Origin of the sequence: Streptomyces callyspongiae, assembly GCF_047200695.1 — a bacterium.
Classification (GTDB): domain Bacteria; phylum Actinomycetota; class Actinomycetes; order Streptomycetales; family Streptomycetaceae; genus Streptomyces.
The window spans coordinates 139,778-155,165 of record NZ_JBJZOM010000011.1; the positions used below are offsets into that span (position 1 = coordinate 139,778).

At 71.8% G+C, this 15,388-nt stretch carries 17 protein-coding genes; 4 read left to right on the top strand and 13 right to left on the bottom strand.

What is annotated here, in order from left to right; genetic code table 11:
- Window positions 1-212 precede the first annotated feature (212 nt).
- From ACL06G_RS13205 to ACL06G_RS13225, 5 genes are all read right to left on the bottom strand, one after another.
- Window positions 213-494, bottom strand: a complete 282-nt coding sequence (locus tag ACL06G_RS13205) for a DUF4229 domain-containing protein (RefSeq protein WP_412786568.1) — start codon at window positions 492-494, stop codon at window positions 213-215.
- On the bottom strand, window positions 491-1,057 hold the full coding sequence (locus tag ACL06G_RS13210) for a GNAT family N-acetyltransferase (RefSeq protein WP_412786569.1): 567 nt from the start codon (window positions 1,055-1,057) through the stop codon (window positions 491-493). Before ACL06G_RS13210 ends, ACL06G_RS13205 begins: the two co-directional genes overlap by 4 nt.
- Before the next feature lie 6 nt (window positions 1,058-1,063).
- The gene (gene mqnE / locus ACL06G_RS13215; protein ID WP_412786570.1) at window positions 1,064-2,230 is read right to left on the bottom strand and encodes an aminofutalosine synthase MqnE; all 1,167 of its coding nucleotides are present in this window, start codon (window positions 2,228-2,230) and stop codon (window positions 1,064-1,066) included.
- Window positions 2,231-2,294: 64 nt separating this feature from the next.
- Window positions 2,295-2,756: an Lrp/AsnC family transcriptional regulator gene (locus tag ACL06G_RS13220; protein WP_412786571.1), complete on the bottom strand. Its 462-nt coding sequence runs from the start codon at window positions 2,754-2,756 to the stop codon at window positions 2,295-2,297.
- A gap of 60 nt (window positions 2,757-2,816) precedes the next feature.
- The gene (locus ACL06G_RS13225) at window positions 2,817-3,518 is read right to left on the bottom strand and encodes a UbiX family flavin prenyltransferase (RefSeq protein WP_412786572.1); all 702 of its coding nucleotides are present in this window, start codon (window positions 3,516-3,518) and stop codon (window positions 2,817-2,819) included.
- Between the two features lie 65 nt (window positions 3,519-3,583).
- Here ACL06G_RS13225 and ACL06G_RS13230 point away from each other — a divergent pair, with 65 nt between their 5' ends.
- Together ACL06G_RS13230 and ACL06G_RS13235 are read left to right on the top strand one after the other, a co-directional pair.
- Window positions 3,584-4,678 (top strand): hypothetical protein, encoded by a 1,095-nt coding sequence (locus ACL06G_RS13230; protein ID WP_412786573.1) that lies wholly within the window; start codon window positions 3,584-3,586, stop codon window positions 4,676-4,678.
- An 82-nt stretch (window positions 4,679-4,760) separates the two neighbouring features.
- The gene (locus tag ACL06G_RS13235) at window positions 4,761-5,354 is read left to right on the top strand and encodes a rhomboid family intramembrane serine protease (protein ID WP_412786574.1); all 594 of its coding nucleotides are present in this window, start codon (window positions 4,761-4,763) and stop codon (window positions 5,352-5,354) included.
- 55 nt (window positions 5,355-5,409) lie between these two features.
- On the opposite strand, the gene mqnP is transcribed toward ACL06G_RS13235, so the two are convergent.
- The gene (gene mqnP / locus ACL06G_RS13240; protein ID WP_412786575.1) at window positions 5,410-6,321 is read right to left on the bottom strand and encodes a menaquinone biosynthesis prenyltransferase MqnP; all 912 of its coding nucleotides are present in this window, start codon (window positions 6,319-6,321) and stop codon (window positions 5,410-5,412) included.
- Window positions 6,318-7,769: a menaquinone biosynthesis decarboxylase gene (locus ACL06G_RS13245; protein ID WP_412786576.1), complete on the bottom strand. Its 1,452-nt coding sequence runs from the start codon at window positions 7,767-7,769 to the stop codon at window positions 6,318-6,320. Before ACL06G_RS13245 ends, mqnP begins: the two co-directional genes overlap by 4 nt.
- 86 nt (window positions 7,770-7,855) lie before the next feature.
- Between ACL06G_RS13245 and ACL06G_RS13250 the strand changes: the two genes are divergently transcribed.
- On the top strand, window positions 7,856-8,194 hold the full coding sequence (locus ACL06G_RS13250) for a PLD nuclease N-terminal domain-containing protein (RefSeq protein WP_412786577.1): 339 nt from the start codon (window positions 7,856-7,858) through the stop codon (window positions 8,192-8,194).
- A gap of 21 nt (window positions 8,195-8,215) precedes the next feature.
- On the opposite strand, the gene ccsB is transcribed toward ACL06G_RS13250, so the two are convergent.
- The 6 genes from ccsB to hemL form a co-directional block, all read right to left on the bottom strand.
- Entirely contained in the window at window positions 8,216-9,316 is a 1,101-nt protein-coding gene (gene ccsB / locus ACL06G_RS13255) for a c-type cytochrome biogenesis protein CcsB (RefSeq protein ID WP_412786621.1), read from the bottom strand.
- Between the two features lie 5 nt (window positions 9,317-9,321).
- Window positions 9,322-11,109 carry a cytochrome c biogenesis protein ResB gene (gene resB / locus ACL06G_RS13260; protein WP_412835919.1) on the bottom strand — a complete coding sequence of 596 codons (1,788 nt, stop codon included), beginning with the start codon at window positions 11,107-11,109 and terminating at the stop codon, window positions 9,322-9,324.
- Window positions 11,110-11,114: 5 nt separating this feature from the next.
- Window positions 11,115-11,903, bottom strand: coding sequence for a cytochrome c biogenesis CcdA family protein (locus tag ACL06G_RS13265; RefSeq protein WP_412835920.1), 789 nt, complete (start codon window positions 11,901-11,903; stop codon window positions 11,115-11,117).
- A gap of 7 nt (window positions 11,904-11,910) precedes the next feature.
- Entirely contained in the window at window positions 11,911-12,519 is a 609-nt protein-coding gene (locus ACL06G_RS13270) for a TlpA family protein disulfide reductase (RefSeq protein WP_412786580.1), read from the bottom strand.
- A 90-nt stretch (window positions 12,520-12,609) separates the two neighbouring features.
- Window positions 12,610-13,281 carry a histidine phosphatase family protein gene (locus ACL06G_RS13275; protein WP_412786581.1) on the bottom strand — a complete coding sequence of 224 codons (672 nt, stop codon included), beginning with the start codon at window positions 13,279-13,281 and terminating at the stop codon, window positions 12,610-12,612.
- Window positions 13,278-14,597, bottom strand: coding sequence for a glutamate-1-semialdehyde 2,1-aminomutase (gene hemL, locus ACL06G_RS13280; RefSeq protein ID WP_412786582.1), 1,320 nt, complete (start codon window positions 14,595-14,597; stop codon window positions 13,278-13,280). Before hemL ends, ACL06G_RS13275 begins: the two co-directional genes overlap by 4 nt.
- Before the next feature lie 128 nt (window positions 14,598-14,725).
- On the opposite strand from hemL, the gene ACL06G_RS13285 reads away from it, so the two are divergent.
- Window positions 14,726-15,274 (top strand): hypothetical protein, encoded by a 549-nt coding sequence (locus ACL06G_RS13285; RefSeq protein ID WP_412786622.1) that lies wholly within the window; start codon window positions 14,726-14,728, stop codon window positions 15,272-15,274.
- Window positions 15,275-15,388: the final 114 nt, after the last annotated feature.

Genomic DNA, 15,388 nt, shown 5'->3' on the forward strand with positions numbered 1-15,388 from the left:
GTCGACATGCAGCCGCGCGACCAGCCTCGTGCTGGTCGCATCTGCGAACGGAGCTGCTGTCGTCATGTCCCTCACGCTAACACCGGGAGTTATGGCCCCTGAAAGGCTGCCTTCTGGATCGTCGGTACGCGACGCACAACGCCCCGCCGGGAACAGGGGATTCCCGACGGGGCGTGGCAGCGGCTGTGACGAGGCTTACGTAAGGCGCGTCCTCAGTCCTCCATGCTGCGGTTGGCGGCCAGCTTCTCCTTGGCCCGGTCCACACCGCCGACGATCTGGGCCGACATCGCCGCTCGCTGCTTGCGGAGCAGCACGAAGCTCAGCGGCGCGGAGAGCACCAGCGCCAGCAGCAGCACCCACAGCGGGTGCGAACTGCCGATGCCCGCGGGCAGCGCACCGACGTACGCGAGGCCGGCGACGAGCACGAGACAGCCGAGGAAGATGCCGATCCGCAGGGCGGTGTAGCGGAGCGTGGCGTGTGTGGTGCTGCTCACGGTGTGGTCTCTTTCCTGACGGGTGGGGTGAGGGTCAGCCACTGGGTGACCTCGTCGCAGTACTGCTCCTCCGCGACGCGGAAGGCGCCGGGCACGCGCCCGACCTCCCGGTAGCCGCAGGCACCGTAGAAGTGCTCCAGGCCGCGCCCGCTCCGGTGGGTGAGGCGCAGCGCCTCGATGCCGTCCCAGGCGCGGGCGGTCTCCGCGACGGCCGACATCAGCGCTCGGCCCAGGCCCTTCCCCTGCAGGGAGGGGTGCACCATCACGATGTACAGCCACGCCCAGTGTCGCATCAGGCGGTGGGCGTCCCGCACCAGGAAGGCCGAGGCGGCTGCTCTGCCGTCGCCGTCCCGCCCGACGACCAGCCGGGCCCTGCCGTCGGCCATGTCGCGCAGGTACCGCAGCAGCTCGGGCCGCACGTCGTCCTCACCGACCGGCGGGACGAAGCCGACGGATCCGCCCGCGTCCGCCACGTCGACCCACAGGCGCAGCAGGTCGTCGCGGAGGGCACGGTCCACGGAAGGGTCGGCCTCGAAGGCCGGCAGGGGTGCGGGAACCTGCACCGGCGCTCAGACCTTCATCGGCTGCGGAGACTCGCGGCGGTCGGGGTCGGGGCCGTCGTACTCGCGGAGGATCTCGTACCGGGTGTTCCGCTCGACGGGCCGGAAGCCGGCGTCGCGGATCAGGTCGAGCAGGTCCTCGCGGGTGAGCTTGTCCGGGGTGCCGAAGTCGTCGGCATCGTGAGTGATCTTGTACTCGACGACCGAGCCGTCCATGTCGTCCGCGCCGTGCTGGAGGGCGAGCTGCGCGGTCTGCACGCCGTGCATCACCCAGAACACCTTGACGTGCGGCACGTTGTCGAACAGCAGGCGCGAGACCGCGAAGGTCTTCAGCGCCTCGGCGCCGGAGGCCATGGTGGTGCGCGCCTGGAGCTTGTTGCGGACCTTGCCGTCCTGCATGTCGACGAAGTCGTGCTGGTAGCGCAGCGGGATGAAGACCTGGAAGCCGCCGGTCTCGTCCTGGAGTTCGCGCAGCCGCAGCACGTGGTCCACGCGGTGCCGGGGCTCCTCGATGTGCCCGTAGAGCATGGTGCTGGGCGTCTTGAGGCCCTTCTCGTGGGCGAGGCGGTGGATGCGCGACCAGTCCTCCCAGTGGGTGGCGTGGTCGACGATGTGCTGCCGGACCTCCCAGTCGAAGATCTCGGCGCCGCCGCCGGTCAGCGACTCCAGGCCCGCCTCGATCAGTTCGTCCAGGATCTCGGAGGCGGACATGCCGGAGATCGTCTCGAAGTGGTGGATCTCGGTGGCCGTGAACGCCTTCAGGGAGACGGACTCGGGCAGCGCCTCCTTCAGGGCGCTCAGCGAGCGGGGGTAGTAGCGCCACGGCAGCGTGGGGTGCAGTCCATTGACGATGTGCAGTTCGGTGAGTCCGTCCCCCTCCATCGCCTTGGCGAGCTTGACGGCCTCCTCGATGCGCATCGTGTAGGCGTCCTTCTCTCCCGGCTTGCGCTGGAAGGAGCAGTACGAGCAGGACGCCGTGCACACGTTCGTCATGTTGAGGTGCCGGTTGACGTTGAAGTGGACGACGTCGCCGTTCTTCTCCGTCCGCACCTCGTGTGCCAGACCGCCCAGCCACGCGAGGTCGTCGCACTCGTAGAGGGCGATACCGTCCTCCCGGGTGAGCCGCTCACCCGCGCGGACCTTGTCCTCCAGCTCGCGCTTGAGCCCAGCGTCCATGCTGCAGCGCCTCCTTAAAGCCCTCGGTGTCCGGGCGCCGCCGCACGGGGCGCCCCGGTCGAGACTAGCCCCAGGTCTCCTCGGGCAGCTCCCCGACCCGGTTCTCCCACTTCGTGGACAGCACGATCGTGGTACGGGTGCGCGAGACCCCCTTGGTGCCGGACAGACGGCGGATGGTCCGCTCCAGGCCGTCCACGTTCGTCGCGCGGACCTTCAGCATGTAGGAGTCGTCGCCGGCGATGAACCAGCAGTCCTCGATCTCGGCGAGGTCCCGCAGCCGGCCGGCGACCTCCTCGTGGTCCACGGCGTCCGACAGCTGGATCCCCACCAGTGCCGTGACGCCGAGCCCCAGGGAGGGGGCATGGACGGTCGCCCGGTACCCGGTGATGACTCCCGCCGCCTCGAGCCGGTTGATCCGGTCGGTGACGCTGGGCCCGGAGAGGCCCACGAGTCGCCCGAGCTCGGCATAGGAGGCCCTGCCGTTCTCCCGCAGCGCCTGGATGAGCTGCCTGTCCACCGCGTCCATGCGACCTACGCCTTCCGTCTTCCTGCGATTCGCGGATTCCCGGTTCCGTCGGATACGAATCTAAGGCATGACCGCGTCATCTCCTGCGGTCGGCCCGCTCCCGGCACGCCCCTCGGCCAGTTCGCCCCGCCAACGGCGGTACAACCGGTGCGGCACGCCCGCGGCGTCCAGCACCCGCCCGGCGACGAAATCGACCAGGTCCTGCGCGTCGCGAGCCCCCGCGTAGAAGGCCGGGGAGGCCGGCAGCACCACCGCCCCGGCGTCGTCCAGCGTCACCAGATGGCGCAGCGTCTGCCCGGTGAGCGGGGCCTCCCGCACGGTCACCACCAGCGGACGCCGCTCCTTGAGGGTCACCGCGGCGCTGCGCTGCAGCAGATCCTTCGACAGGCCCAGCGCGACTCCGGCGACGCAGGCCGTGCTGGCCGGCACCACGAGCATGCCCTTCGTGGGGTACGACCCGGAGGACGGGCCCGCGGCGAGGTCGCCCGCGGACCAGTGCCGCACGTCGCCTCCCTCCACCCGGTGGAGTTCCGGCGTGCCGTCGGCACCACGCGCCAGCCAACGCCGCAGGTCGTCGTCGGCATGGGCGTCGCGGAAGGGGTGGCCGGTCTCGTCCAGGACGGTCAGCCGCGCGGCGCGGCTGACGACCAGGTCCACCGCCTCGCCCGCGTGCAGCAGTGCGCGCAGGACAGCGGCGGCGTAGGGGGTGCCCGAGGCTCCGGAGACCCCGACGACCCACGGTCGGCGCTGACTGGAAGTCACGCTCCGAGCCTACGCCGCGCGCCGCACGACGCTCGGACGCCCCCGGGTGGCGCGGAGAGACGCCCATGCGGTTGGCTCGTCGGGTGCGCTTCTCCCGTTCGCTCCGCCACCGTGCCGCCGCCGTGGGCGCGGCGGGCCTGCTGCTGGTCACTGCTGCGTCGTGCAGTCCGGTCGACGAGCCGGACCACGGTCCCCCGTCCACCGTGGAACGGGCCGTCGGGCGAGTGACCGCCGACGAGTCGGCCACCCTGCTCGCCGATCTGGCCGCGCCGCGGAGCCACCTGCGGGACATGCTGCGCGAGCTGGGGTCGGATCCGGGGCCGGAACGGGTGCGCGCACTGCGCCGCGCGGAGTTCGCCCTCGCGCTGCAGGCGGACGGCCCGCTGAACGGCCTCGCGGAGTACGGGCCCGGAACCCGCGTCGCGTACGCGGTGAGCCTCGGCGGCCGGGACGTCCTCGCCACCAAGTCGGCCGACGGGCGGGTCTACCTGCGCCTCCGGCTCGCGGCACTCGCCGACGCGGGCGTGCTGACCGCCGCGCAGCGGGCCCGGGTGGACGACGTCACCGCGCTCGCCGGGCAGCTCCCCGATTCGCTCGCCGCCGCAGCCAGGTTCCTCCGGGGCCGCTGGGTCGCGGTGGACGGCGACGACTTCGCGGAGTACGGCTGGGCGCTGGAGGAGTTCACCGGTGTTTCGGTGTCGCAGCGCCGGCTGCGCGGCGCCGCGGCCCTCACGGACGGGAGCGACCTGCGGGCGGCGCTGGGAGCGCTGCGGGACGTACTGGTCGAGCACACCACCTACCGGCGGGCCGGCGACCGGCACGGCGCGGACGAGCCCGGGGAGCAGCGGCTGCGCGTCGACCTCCCGGCGCGGCGGACGGCGGACGCGCTGGCGCCGCTGCTGGAACGGGTCGACGCGGGGATCGTCCCGGAGCGGGTTCCGCGACACCGGGTGCCGGGGGTGCTGACCGTGCGGCGCGGCACGCTGGCCGAGCTCCGCGTGGACCTGGGCCGGCTGACCGGCACCGCGGCCCGGGTTCCGCTGCGGCTCCGATTCGCGACCGGTGACGTGTTCTCCCCGAACCCGCCGCGCCACTCGGTGGCGCTGGCGCCGCAGGACCTGCTGGCGGCGGCGCTCTACGCCCGCGTGCACCGGCCCTGATCCCGTCGGGCCCCGGGGAACCGCCGCGGGACGGTTAGCGTTGGACCGAACGGGCAACGGTCTCTCCCGGGGGAGGTACGCGATGACGAGCGAGACGACCCACCGGACGACGTCGGCCTTGAAGATCGTCCTGCTGTGGGTGGGGCTACTGTGGCTCCTCGAGGCGGTCGACTACGCGACGGGCCACGCCCTGGACACCTTCGGCATCGCACCGCGCCGGACCGACGAACTGGTCGACGTGGTGCCCGCCGCGTTCATGCACTTCGGCTTCGACCATCTGATGGCGAACACGGTTCCGCTGCTGGTCCTGGGCTTCATGGCCGCGCTGCGCGGCGTCCGCACCTTCCTCGCCGTCGCCCTGATCACCATCGTGGTGAGCGGGCTCGGGGTGTGGCTCACCGCTCCCGCGCCGAGCAACACCGCGGGCGCCTCCGGCCTGGTCTTCGGCCTGTTCGGCTACCTGGTGGTGCGGGGGTTCGTCGACCGCAGGATCGGGGACGTCGCACTGGGCGGCGTCGTCGTGGTGCTGTACGGCTCGATCCTGTGGGGCGTGCTGCCGACCACGCCCGGGGTGTCCTGGCAGGGCCACCTCTTCGGGCTGATCGGCGGCGTGATGGCGGCGTTCATGACCTCGCGCGCACGGCATCCCGGCGAGCCGAAACCGGCCTGGCACTGACGCCGGGGCGGGGGCGGGCCCGGGGCGGCGCGGCGGGAACGGACCGCGCCTCCCACTACGGCGCGAGGCCCCGTACCGCCAGGTCGGCCAGCGCACAGCCGAACAGCGCGATGCCGATGAACCCGTTCACGGTGAAGAACGCCCGGTTCAGCCTGCTCAGGTCGTGGGGCCGTACCAGCGAGTGCTCGTACACGAAGGCGGCGAGCACGAGCGCCAGACCGGCCCACCAGAAGGCTCCGGCGCCCGTGGCGAGGGCGTACCAGGCCAGCAGCACCACGGTGACGGCGTGGCAGGCCCGCGCCCCGTACAGCGCCCCGGCGACACCGAAGCGGGCGGGCACCGACCGGACGCCCTCGGCCCGGTCCGCGGCGACGTCCTGGCAGCCGAAGATCAGGTCGAACCCGCCGATCCAGATGCCGACGGCCAGCCCCAGCAGCACCGCGTCCCAGGACCACGTCCCGGTCACCGCGATCCACGCCCCGACGGGCCCCATGGCCTGTGCCAGCCCCAGGATGGCGTGCGGGAAGTCCGTGAAGCGCTTGCCGTACGGGTAGACCACCATCGGCACCACGGCGACGGGGGCCAGCGCCAGGCACAGCGGGTTGAGCAGGGCGGCCGCTCCGAGGAACACCACCAGGGAGACGGCCGCGCCGACCCGCGCGGTGCGCAGCGAGACCGCGCCGGTGACCAGTTCGCGTCCCGCGGTCCGCGGGTTCCGCGCGTCGATCTCCCGGTCGATGATGCGGTTGGCGGCCATCGCGAAGGTCCGCAGCCCCACCATCGCCACGGTGACCAGCAGCAGCTCCCCCCAGTGGACGCGGCCGTCGTCCAGGAACATCGCGGTCAGCGCGGCGGTGTAGGCGAACGGCAGCGCGAAGACGGAGTGCTCGATCATCACCAGCCGCAGGAACGCGCGGACGGGGTTCCGCTGCGCCGGCACGCCCGCCGTGCCCTCGGCCGCGCTCACAGCCCGTACTCCTTCCAGCGGCGGTCGACCTTCGCGGCGGTGTCCGGGTCGGAGACCACCATGTGCGGCCAGCCGCCGTCCCGGGTGTAGCCCTCCTCCGGCCACTTGGCGGTCGCGTCGATGCCGGCCTTGCCTCCCCAGAACTGCTGGTAGGAGGCGTGGTCGAGATGGTCGACCGGGCCGTCGACGACCGAGAGGTCGCGGGCGTAGTCGGTGTTGCCCAGCGCCCGCCAGGCGACCTCGTGCAGGTCGTGCACGTCGCAGTCGGCGTCCACCACCACGATGAGCTTGGTCAGCGACATCATGTGCGCTCCCCAGATGGCGGACATCACCTTCTGGGCGTGCTTGGGGTAGCGCTTGTCGATGGAGACGATCGCGCAGTTGTGGAAGCCGCCGGCCTCCGGCAGGTGGTAGTCGACGATGTCGGGCACGACGACCTTCAGCAACGGCAGGAAGAAGCGTTCCGTCGCCCGGCCCAGCGGCCCGTCCTCGGTCGGCGGGCGGCCGACGACGATCGACTGGAACGTCGGCTTCTTCCGCATGGTGACGCAGTCGATCGTCAGGGCCGGGAAGTCCTCCTGCGGCGTGTAGAAGCCGGTGTGGTCGCCGAACGGACCCTCGGGCCGCATCTCGCCGGGTTCCAGCCAACCCTCCAGCACGACTTCCGCATCCGCGGGCACCTGGAGCGGCACGGTCTCGCAGTCGACCATCTCGACGCGCTTGCCCTGCACGAACCCGGCGAACAAGTACTCGTCGATGTCGCCGGGCAGCGGCGCGCTGGAGGCATACGTCACGGCGGGCGGGCAGCCGAAGGCGATCGCGACGGGAAGCCGCTCGCCGCGGCGCGCGGCGACCTGGTAGTGGTTCCGGCTGTCCTTGTGGATCTGCCAGTGCATGCCGATGGTCCGCCTGTCGTGCCGCTGCAGGCGGTACAGGCCGAGGTTGCGCACGCCCGTCTCCGGGTCCTTGGTGTGCGTCAGCCCCAGGTTGAAGAACGACCCGCCGTCCTCCGGCCAGGTGAAGAGTGCCGGCAGCGTGTCGAGGTCCACCTCGTCGCCGCGCATCACCCGTTCCCGCACCGGGCCGCTGCGCACCTTCTTCGGCGGCACGTGGGTCATCGACCCCAGTTTCCCGAAGGCCTCGCGCATGCCGACGAATCCCTGCGGCAGTTCCGGCTTCAGCAGGCCGCCGATCTTCTCGCTGATCTCGCCGTAGTTCTTCAGCCCGAGGGCCTTGAGCAGCCGCCGGTCGGTGCCGTAGACGTTCATGGCCAGCGGCATCGAGGAGCCCTTGACGTTCTCGAAGAGCAGCGCCGGACCGCCGGACTTCTGCACCCGGTCGACGATCTCGCCGACCTCGAGGTACGGGTCGACCTCCGCCGTGATGCGCTTGAGGTCGCCTTCGCGTTCGAGCGCCCGCAGCAGCGAGCGGAGATCGTCGTATGCCATGGGGCACAGTATCGGCCATGCCCCTTCCGCACGGTTACGCTGGTGCTCGTACGTCCGCCGCATCCGCTTTCCGAGGGGCACGCGACATGATCAGGTACCTGCCCACGCTGCTGCTCCTCGCGTTGTGGATCTTCGCGTTCATCGACTGCCTGAACACGCCCGAGAACGAGGTGCGCAAGCTGCCCAAGCTGGCGTGGGTCTTCATCGTGCTGTTCTTCGGCTACCTGCTGATCGGTTCGGTGGCCTGGTTCGTGGCGGGCCGTCCCCGCCGCAACGCCCCGTACGGCGCGCAGCGGCCGCAGGAGCGCCGCTGGGTCGCGCCGGACGACAATCCGGACTTCCTCAAGTCGCTGGGCGAGGAGGACGAGCAGCGCCGCCGCCGCGGCGGCGGTGGCGAGGAGACGCCGCCGCCCGCCGGAGCCTGACGCGGCGACCGCCGCCGGCCGTCACAGCCCCGAGTAGCTGTGCTTGCCGTTGAAGAAGATGTTGACGCCGTAGTAGTTGAAGATCCAGCAGGCGAAGGCGAACAGCACCAGGTAGGCGGCCTTGCGGCCCTTCCAGCCGGCGGTCGCGCGGGCGTGCAGGTAGCTGGCGTAGGCGACCCAGGTGATAAAGGACCAGACCTCCTTGGGGTCCCAGCCCCAGTAGCGGCCCCAGGCGTCACCGGCCCAGATGGCGCCCGCGACGATGGTGAAGGTCCAGAACGGGAAGACGGCCGCGTTGATCCGGTAGGAGAACTTGTCCAGCGAGCCCGACGACGGCAGGCGCTCCAGCACGGAGGTCGCGAACGCCCCGGGCTTGCCGCCCGCCAGCAGCTTCGTCTCGTAGTGGTCGCGGAACAGGTAGAGGATCGTGCCGACGAACCCGAGGTAGAAGAGCGCCCCGCAGACGATCGCCATCGAGACGTGGATCCACAGCCAGTAGGAGTGGAGGGCGGGGACGAGCTGGTCGCTCTCGGTGTAGAGCCAGGTGGTGGCCAGGCCCAGGTCGAGCAGGACGCTGGTGACCAGCGGAAGGCCGACCCAGCGGATGTTCTTCCCCGTCGCCAGCAGCACGAGGTACGCACCGACGACGACCATGGCGAACGTGGTGGAGAACTCGTACATGTTCGCCCAGGGGGCGCGGCCCACGGACAGGGCGCGGGCGAGGACGGCGGCCGCGTGCAGCGCGAAGGCGAGGACGGTCAGGGAGATCGCCATCCGGCCGTAGAGGTCGCCCTGCTCGTCGCCGCCGGAGGCGCCGGGGCCGTCCGGGAGGTCGCCGCGGCGGCCCGCACCGGAACGGGTGATGACCTTCGGACGTTCCAGCACCCCGGTCGCCCCGCCGGTGCGGACGGTGACGTCCGGCGCTGTGGACCGTGCCGTGCCGTCCGCAGCGGGGGTATCGGCCGTCAGTGCCGACGCCGTGCGGGCGACCCTGCTGCGGCTGCCCAGTACCCACTCGGCGATGTGCGCGCCGAACGCCAGGGCGTAGACGGCCATCGCCGAGTACACCAGGTAATTGCTGATCTCGGCGAGCGACTCGTGGGTCGCGGCGGCGGTGTTCAGGAGGTTCACGCGCGCTCTCCTCGGGAGGGTGACTTCTCTGCTTCGCCGGGCCGGTCGGCCGCGGGGTCCCCGGTTGCCGCCGGCGGGGCGTCGTCCTGCAGGGCGGCGGCGAGGTCGCCCAGTTCCTCGGCGAGCCGCGGCGACTCGCTGCGGCCCAGTCCGGCCATCTCGACGACGGTGGTGCCGTCGGGTCCGGCCACGGCACGCACCCAGACGCGGCGGCGCTGGATGAACAGCGATCCGGCCAGTCCGGCGATGGCGGCGAGCGCGCCGCCCAGCGCCCAGCCGGCCGCGACCTGGTGCGTCACCTGGAAGTTGGCCCAGCGCTTGATGCCCTCGAACCGCAGCTCGCCCGCGCCGTCCGGAAGCTTCATGGTTTCGCCGGGCAGCATCTTCTGCGCGAACGGGCTGCCGTCGGCCTTCTTGAACTGCTTCATGCGGTCGGTGTCGAGCTGGTAGACGTTCTGCGGCAGGCCCGCGTCCACTCCGAGGTCGCCCCGGTAGGCGGTGAGGAAGAGCACCGGGTACTTCGGGCCGGGCCACTGGGAGAACATGCTGCCGGACTCGGCGCCCCCGAAGGTGGGGACGAAGAATCCCTGGAAGCCGAACTGCTGGGGTTCGCCGTTGCTGCCGACCGCGTCGGGAACCTTGATCACACCGCTGGAGGTGAGGTTCGTGTCCTGCGGCAGGAACGGCACGGGGCCGCGGTAGGCGAGGTTGCCCTGCGCGTCGGTGAACGACACGACCGGCGCATAGCCGTTGGCGAGCAGGTAGACCTTGCTGTCCCCCACCTCCAGCGGCTTGTTGACCTCGATCGAGGCCTCGGTGTCAGATCCCTCGGCAGAGGTCCAGTAGGTGACGTCGGCGCGGGCGGTGCGGACGCTGCCGCGGTTGGGGCCCTTCTTCTCGAAGGTGGCGTCGAACCCGTCGAGCCGGAAACCGAAGTCCTCCAGGTCGTCGGAGGTGAAGAGGGAGCCGGAGGAGAAGTCGTCGTAGAGGGACTTGGTGTTGGAGAACCCGTTGCCGACGGTGACGAGCGTGCCTCCCTCGGAGCGGAACAACTGTCCCGCCGCGAACGCCACCAGCAGCACGATCAGGGCGATGTGGAAGGCCAGGTTCCCGGCCTCGCGCAGGAAGCCCTTCTCCGAGGCCACCGCTTCGCCGTCGGCCGCGACGCGGTACCGCCTGCCGCGCAGCAGGCCCCGCGCGGCCGCCACGACCTCGTCCGCACCGGCGTCGGTGCGCCAGGTGGTGAACGCGGGCATGCGGTCCAGCCGCCGGGGCGCGCGCGGCGGCCGGGCCCGCAGCTGGCCGACGAACTGCCCGGTGCGGGGCACGATGCAGCCGATCAGCGACACGAAGAGCAGGAGGTAGATCGCGGAGAACCACACCGAGGTGTAGACGTCGAACAGCTGGAGGACGTCGTAGACGTCCGCGAGCGCCGGATGGTCGGTGCGGAACTCCTGGACCCGCGTGGGGTCCACGGACTGCTGCGGGACGACCGAGCCCGGGATCGCCGCGAGGGACAGCAGGAACAGCAGGATCAGCGCCACCCGCATCGAGGTGAGCTGACGCCAGAACCAGCGTGCCCAGCCCAGCAGTTCGCGCCCGGTCCAGGCGGCTGCGCCGGCAACGCCGGGGGCGCGGACCCCGCCGAACGAGCCCTGCACCGCCTGGCCGCGGTCCTCCGCGGGGGTGGTGGACAGCTGCGACATCGCGGCGCCGAACTCGCCGTCCTCCGTCGCGGTCCCGGCACGGCTGTCGGCCGGCCCGGTGGTGGTGTCGTCGCTCATCACGCTCAGATCCCCACGGTGAAGCCGCCGGACCACACCTGTAGTTCGTAGACGATTCGGTCCCATGCTCCCGTGACCAGCAGCACGCCCACCGCGACGAGCAGGCCGCCGCCGAGGCGCATCACCCACACGTAGTGCCGCTTGACCCAGTCGAACGCCCCGAGCGTGCGGCGGAACAGCACCGCCGCCACGAGGAACGGCACGCCCAGACCGAGGCAGTACGCGGCCGTCAGCAGCGCGCCGCGTCCGGCGCTGGCCTCCCGGAGCGCCAGCGCCGTCACCGCGGACAGCGTCGGGCCGATGCACGGCGTCCACCCGATGCCGAACAGCACGCCCAGCACGGGCGCGCCCGCCAGCCCGACGGCCGGGCGGCGGTGGATGCGCACCTCCCGCGAGGTGATCCGCTGCAGCAGGCCGGAGCCGGACCCCATGAACGACAGGCCCAGCAGGATCGTCACTGCTCCCAGGACCCGCGAGATGATCGCCCGGTGCTCCTGGAGCGTGGTGCCGAAGTACCCGAACAGCGCCCCGCCGGAGACGAAGACCGCGGTGAAGCCGAGCACGAACAGGGCGGCGCCGCCGAGCACGCGGCCCCGGCGGGCGTCCGCGAGATCGGTGCCGCTGACGCCGGTGACGTACGACAGGTAGCCGGGGACGAGCGGCAGCACGCAGGGGGAGAAGAACGACACCAGTCCGGCGAACAGTGCGACGGGCACGGCCAGGAGGAGCGTGCCGGTGACGACGGTCTGGTGCGGGGAGGCGGCCAGTGCGGACAGCGCGGCAGAGGCGGTCATGGAGCCGTCACTTCTCCGCCAGCAGCGGCTCGAGCAACGACCGGAGCCGGTCCTCGTCCAGCTCGGTCAGCGCCTGGACGGCGATCCGGCCGTCCCGGTCGATGATCAGGGTGGAGGGGATGGTCTGCAGGGAGAGCGTGCCCTTGGGGAACTTCAGCATCTGCCGGCCGTCCGGGTCGTACAGGCTGGGGTACGGGACGTCGTAGGTGCGCTCGAACGCCCGGGCCGGCGCCTTGTCCAGGTCGCGGGTGTTGATGCCGAGGAACCGGACGCCGCGGTCCTTCGTTTCGCGGGCCACGGTCACCAGGTGCGGAGCCTCCGCGCGGCACGGCGCGCACCAGGAGCCCCAGACGTTGACGACCACGACCTTGCCCCGGTAGTCGGAGAGCCGGGCCTCGCCGCCGCCGACGGTGTCGCCGCCGATGTCGGGGGCCTGCTTCCGTTCACCCTTGGGGACCTCGGTGACCTGCCCGGTGCCCTGGACGAAGCCGGCACCGTCCTTCCCCGAGGCCTGCTGCTCCTCGCCGCAGCCGGCGAGCAGCAGCGCGCCCGTGAGCACGGTCGCGGCGAGAGCCGACGGGCGCGTACGGCGACGGAAGGCACGGATCGGACTCATGTGAAAAGTTTCCCATGGGGGTGCGGGCCGGACCGCGCACCCCCCTGCTGGGCCACGGAACCGCAGCTCACCGGGCATGTGCCGGGACTCTCAGGCACCCGCCGCGGGCGGGTTTCCCGGGCTGCCGCCGGCCCGCAGGTGCGGCGGCACCAGATCCAGCGCGGGCTCGCTGTACCCGACGGAGACGATGGTGTCGTCCAGGTACGTGAAGGAGGTCAGCGACGCCAGCGTGCACTGCCGGTTGCGCGGGTCGTGCCACAGCCGGCGGCCCTCGACGTGGCAGCGCAGCACCCAGATCGGCAACTGGTGGCTGACGCAGACCGCCTCGTGGCCGCGGGCAAGGTCCTTGGCGCGGTCGACCGCCCGCGCCATGCGCACCACCTGGTGGACGTACGGCTCCCCCCAGGAGGGCCGGAACGGGTTCCGCAGGTGCCGCCAGTTCGCGGGGCGCCGCAGCGCACCGTCGCCGACCCCGAAGGTCTTGCCCTGGAAGAGGTTGCCCGCCTCGATGAGGCGGTCGTCCGTGGCGGGCTCCAGCCCGTGCGACTTGGCAATCGGCTGGAGGGTCTCCTGGGCCCGTTCCAGCGGTGACGAGACGCCGTGGACAATGTCCCGGTCCGCCAGGTGCTCGGCGACCCGGTCGGCCATGCGGCGGCCCAGATCCGAGAGGTGGTAGCCCGGGAGGCGGCCGTAGAGGATGCCCTCCGGGTTGTGGACCTCGCCGTGCCGGACCACGTGCACGACGGTCACGGTGGGGCTCATGCGTCGCTCTCCGGCTTCGCCCGGGCCGCGGCCTGCGCGGCGGCCGGCAGGGCCTCGGCGATCTGCTCCAGTGCCTGCTCGTCCAGCGCGGTGGAGACGAACCACGACTCGAACGCGGACGGCGGGAGGTAGACGCCCTGTTCCAGCATGGAGTGGAAGAACGCCTTGTAGCGGAACGCCTCCTGTTCCTTGGCACCGTCGTAGTCGTGCACCGGGGAGTCGGTGAAGAACACCGAGAACATGCTGCCCGCGGTCTGCAGCCGGTGGGCCACGCCCGCCGCGTCGAGGGCCGCGGTGGCCAGACCCTGCAGCCGTTCGGAGACGGCGTCCAGCGCGGCGTACGCGGCGTCGTCGAGGAGGCGGAGCTGCGCGACTCCGGCGGCGGTGGCCACCGGGTTCCCGGAGAGGGTGCCCGCCTGGTAGACGGGACCGCTGGGGGCGAGGTGCTCCATGACGTCCCGGCGGCCGCCGAACGCGGCGGCGGGGAAGCCGCCGCCCATCACCTTGCCGAAGGTCAGCAGGTCGGGCTCGACGCCGTCCAGGCCGTACCAGCCGGCCCGGCCGACGCGGAAACCGGTCATGACCTCGTCGGACACGTAGAGCGCGCCGTGGGTGCTGCACAGGTCGCGCACCGCCCGGTTGAAGCCGTCGCGGGGCGGGACGACGCCCATGTTGCCCGGGGAGGCCTCCGTGATCACGCAGGCGATCTGCCCGGGGTGCGCGGCGAACGCGGCCGTCACGGCCTGCAGGTCGTTGTACGGCAGCACGATCGTGTCCGCGGCGGTCGCGCCGGTGACGCCCGGGGTGTCGGGCAGCGCGAGGGTGGCCACGCCGGAACCGGCCGCGGCCAGCAGGGCGTCCACGTGACCGTGGTAGCAGCCGGCGAACTTGATCACCTTGGGGCGTCCGGTGAAGCCGCGGGCGAGCCGGATCGCGGACATCGTGGCCTCGGTACCGCTGGAGACCAGCCGCACCGCCTCGACCGGGGCGACACGGTCGACGATCTCCTCGGCGAGCTCGACCTCCCCCTCGCCCGGCGTGCCGAAGGACATGCCCCGGGAGACCGCCTCCCGGACGGCCTCCACGACCTGGGGGTGGGCGTGTCCGAGGATCATCGGACCCCACGAGCACACCAGGTCGACGTACTCGCGACCGTCGGCGTCGGTGAGGCGGGGGCCGCTGCCGGACACCATGAAGCGGGGCGTGCCGCCCACCGCGCGGAAGGCGCGGACGGGCGAGTTCACGCCTCCCGGTGTCACGGCGGCGGCGCGGTCGAACAACGACTGCGATACTGGGGCGTCGAACGAGTAAGTCACGACGCCATGGTGTCAGAGCTTCCGGGTTCGTCGGGGTCTCGGGGCGTTTCGTACCCGCGTGCGCGGGGAGGTCTTCTGACACGATGATCTGGTTGCGCGGCACGGTCCGCGAGTGGTCGGGTGGTGACATGCAACGCGGTGGCGGTCTGGGCGAGGGCACAGGGGGACTGGAGCCTGAGCAGGCGCGCGGACGGCACCGACGTCGGGCAGCGGGAACTGAGAACAACAGGGGTGGCGGCCGCGTGGGGGTGACCTACAAGTACTTCGGTGCACCGGACGGTGCGACCGCCGCCCGCGTGCCGATCTCCATGCGCCCCGAGGAACTCGGCGGGGACGAGCTGGGTCAGGGCATGTTCACCAAAATCAAGCCGGAGACCATGGCCGCGATGGTGCTGACGGGCATCGAGGGCATTCCGCTGCACCGGGTGCCGCCGCTCGAACTGGTCGTGCTGCACCCCGACTACGCCGTGGTCAAGCTCCCTATGACGGTCGTCGACCCGCTGCGCGGCATCGGTGAGGAATCGGTGGGCGCGGCGGCGTTCATCTGGTCCACCGTGCCCGACCGCAGCGGCCCGCAGGACGCGTTCAACGTGTACCGGCTGCTCCACGAGTGGCAGGACTTCTCCGAGCGGCTCCACATGGCCGGGCACCAGCCCTACTGCCTGGTGTGGCCCTGACGGGAGCCCCGCCCTTCCCCACCCTCCCGGTGCAGCCCGTCACCTGCGACGGCCCGGCGCCTCCACCGAGTACTGTCGGCACCATGACGCTGCGGGCCTGCGCACCCGCGGAGT

What these genes read in the sequence shown, in the direction of transcription:
- ACL06G_RS13275 (WP_412786581.1), bottom strand. Translation starts at nt 13,281, where the DNA reads ATGAGCCCCACCGTGACCGTCGTGCACGTGGTCCGGCACGGCGAGGTC.
- ACL06G_RS13265 (WP_412835920.1), bottom strand. Translation starts at nt 11,903, where the DNA reads ATGACCGCCTCTGCCGCGCTGTCCGCACTGGCCGCCTCCCCGCACCAG.
- resB (WP_412835919.1), bottom strand. Translation starts at nt 11,109, where the DNA reads ATGAGCGACGACACCACCACCGGGCCGGCCGACAGCCGTGCCGGGACC.
- ACL06G_RS13220 (WP_412786571.1), bottom strand. Translation starts at nt 2,756, where the DNA reads ATGGACGCGGTGGACAGGCAGCTCATCCAGGCGCTGCGGGAGAACGGC.
- ACL06G_RS13235 (WP_412786574.1), top strand. Translation starts at nt 4,761, where the DNA reads ATGACGAGCGAGACGACCCACCGGACGACGTCGGCCTTGAAGATCGTC.
- ACL06G_RS13270 (WP_412786580.1), bottom strand. Translation starts at nt 12,519, where the DNA reads ATGAGTCCGATCCGTGCCTTCCGTCGCCGTACGCGCCCGTCGGCTCTC.
- ACL06G_RS13285 (WP_412786622.1), top strand. Translation starts at nt 14,726, where the DNA reads ATGCAACGCGGTGGCGGTCTGGGCGAGGGCACAGGGGGACTGGAGCCT.
- mqnE (WP_412786570.1), bottom strand. Translation starts at nt 2,230, where the DNA reads ATGGACGCTGGGCTCAAGCGCGAGCTGGAGGACAAGGTCCGCGCGGGT.
- ACL06G_RS13250 (WP_412786577.1), top strand. Translation starts at nt 7,856, where the DNA reads ATGATCAGGTACCTGCCCACGCTGCTGCTCCTCGCGTTGTGGATCTTC.
- ACL06G_RS13230 (WP_412786573.1), top strand. Translation starts at nt 3,584, where the DNA reads ATGCGGTTGGCTCGTCGGGTGCGCTTCTCCCGTTCGCTCCGCCACCGT.
- ACL06G_RS13245 (WP_412786576.1), bottom strand. Translation starts at nt 7,769, where the DNA reads ATGGCATACGACGATCTCCGCTCGCTGCTGCGGGCGCTCGAACGCGAA.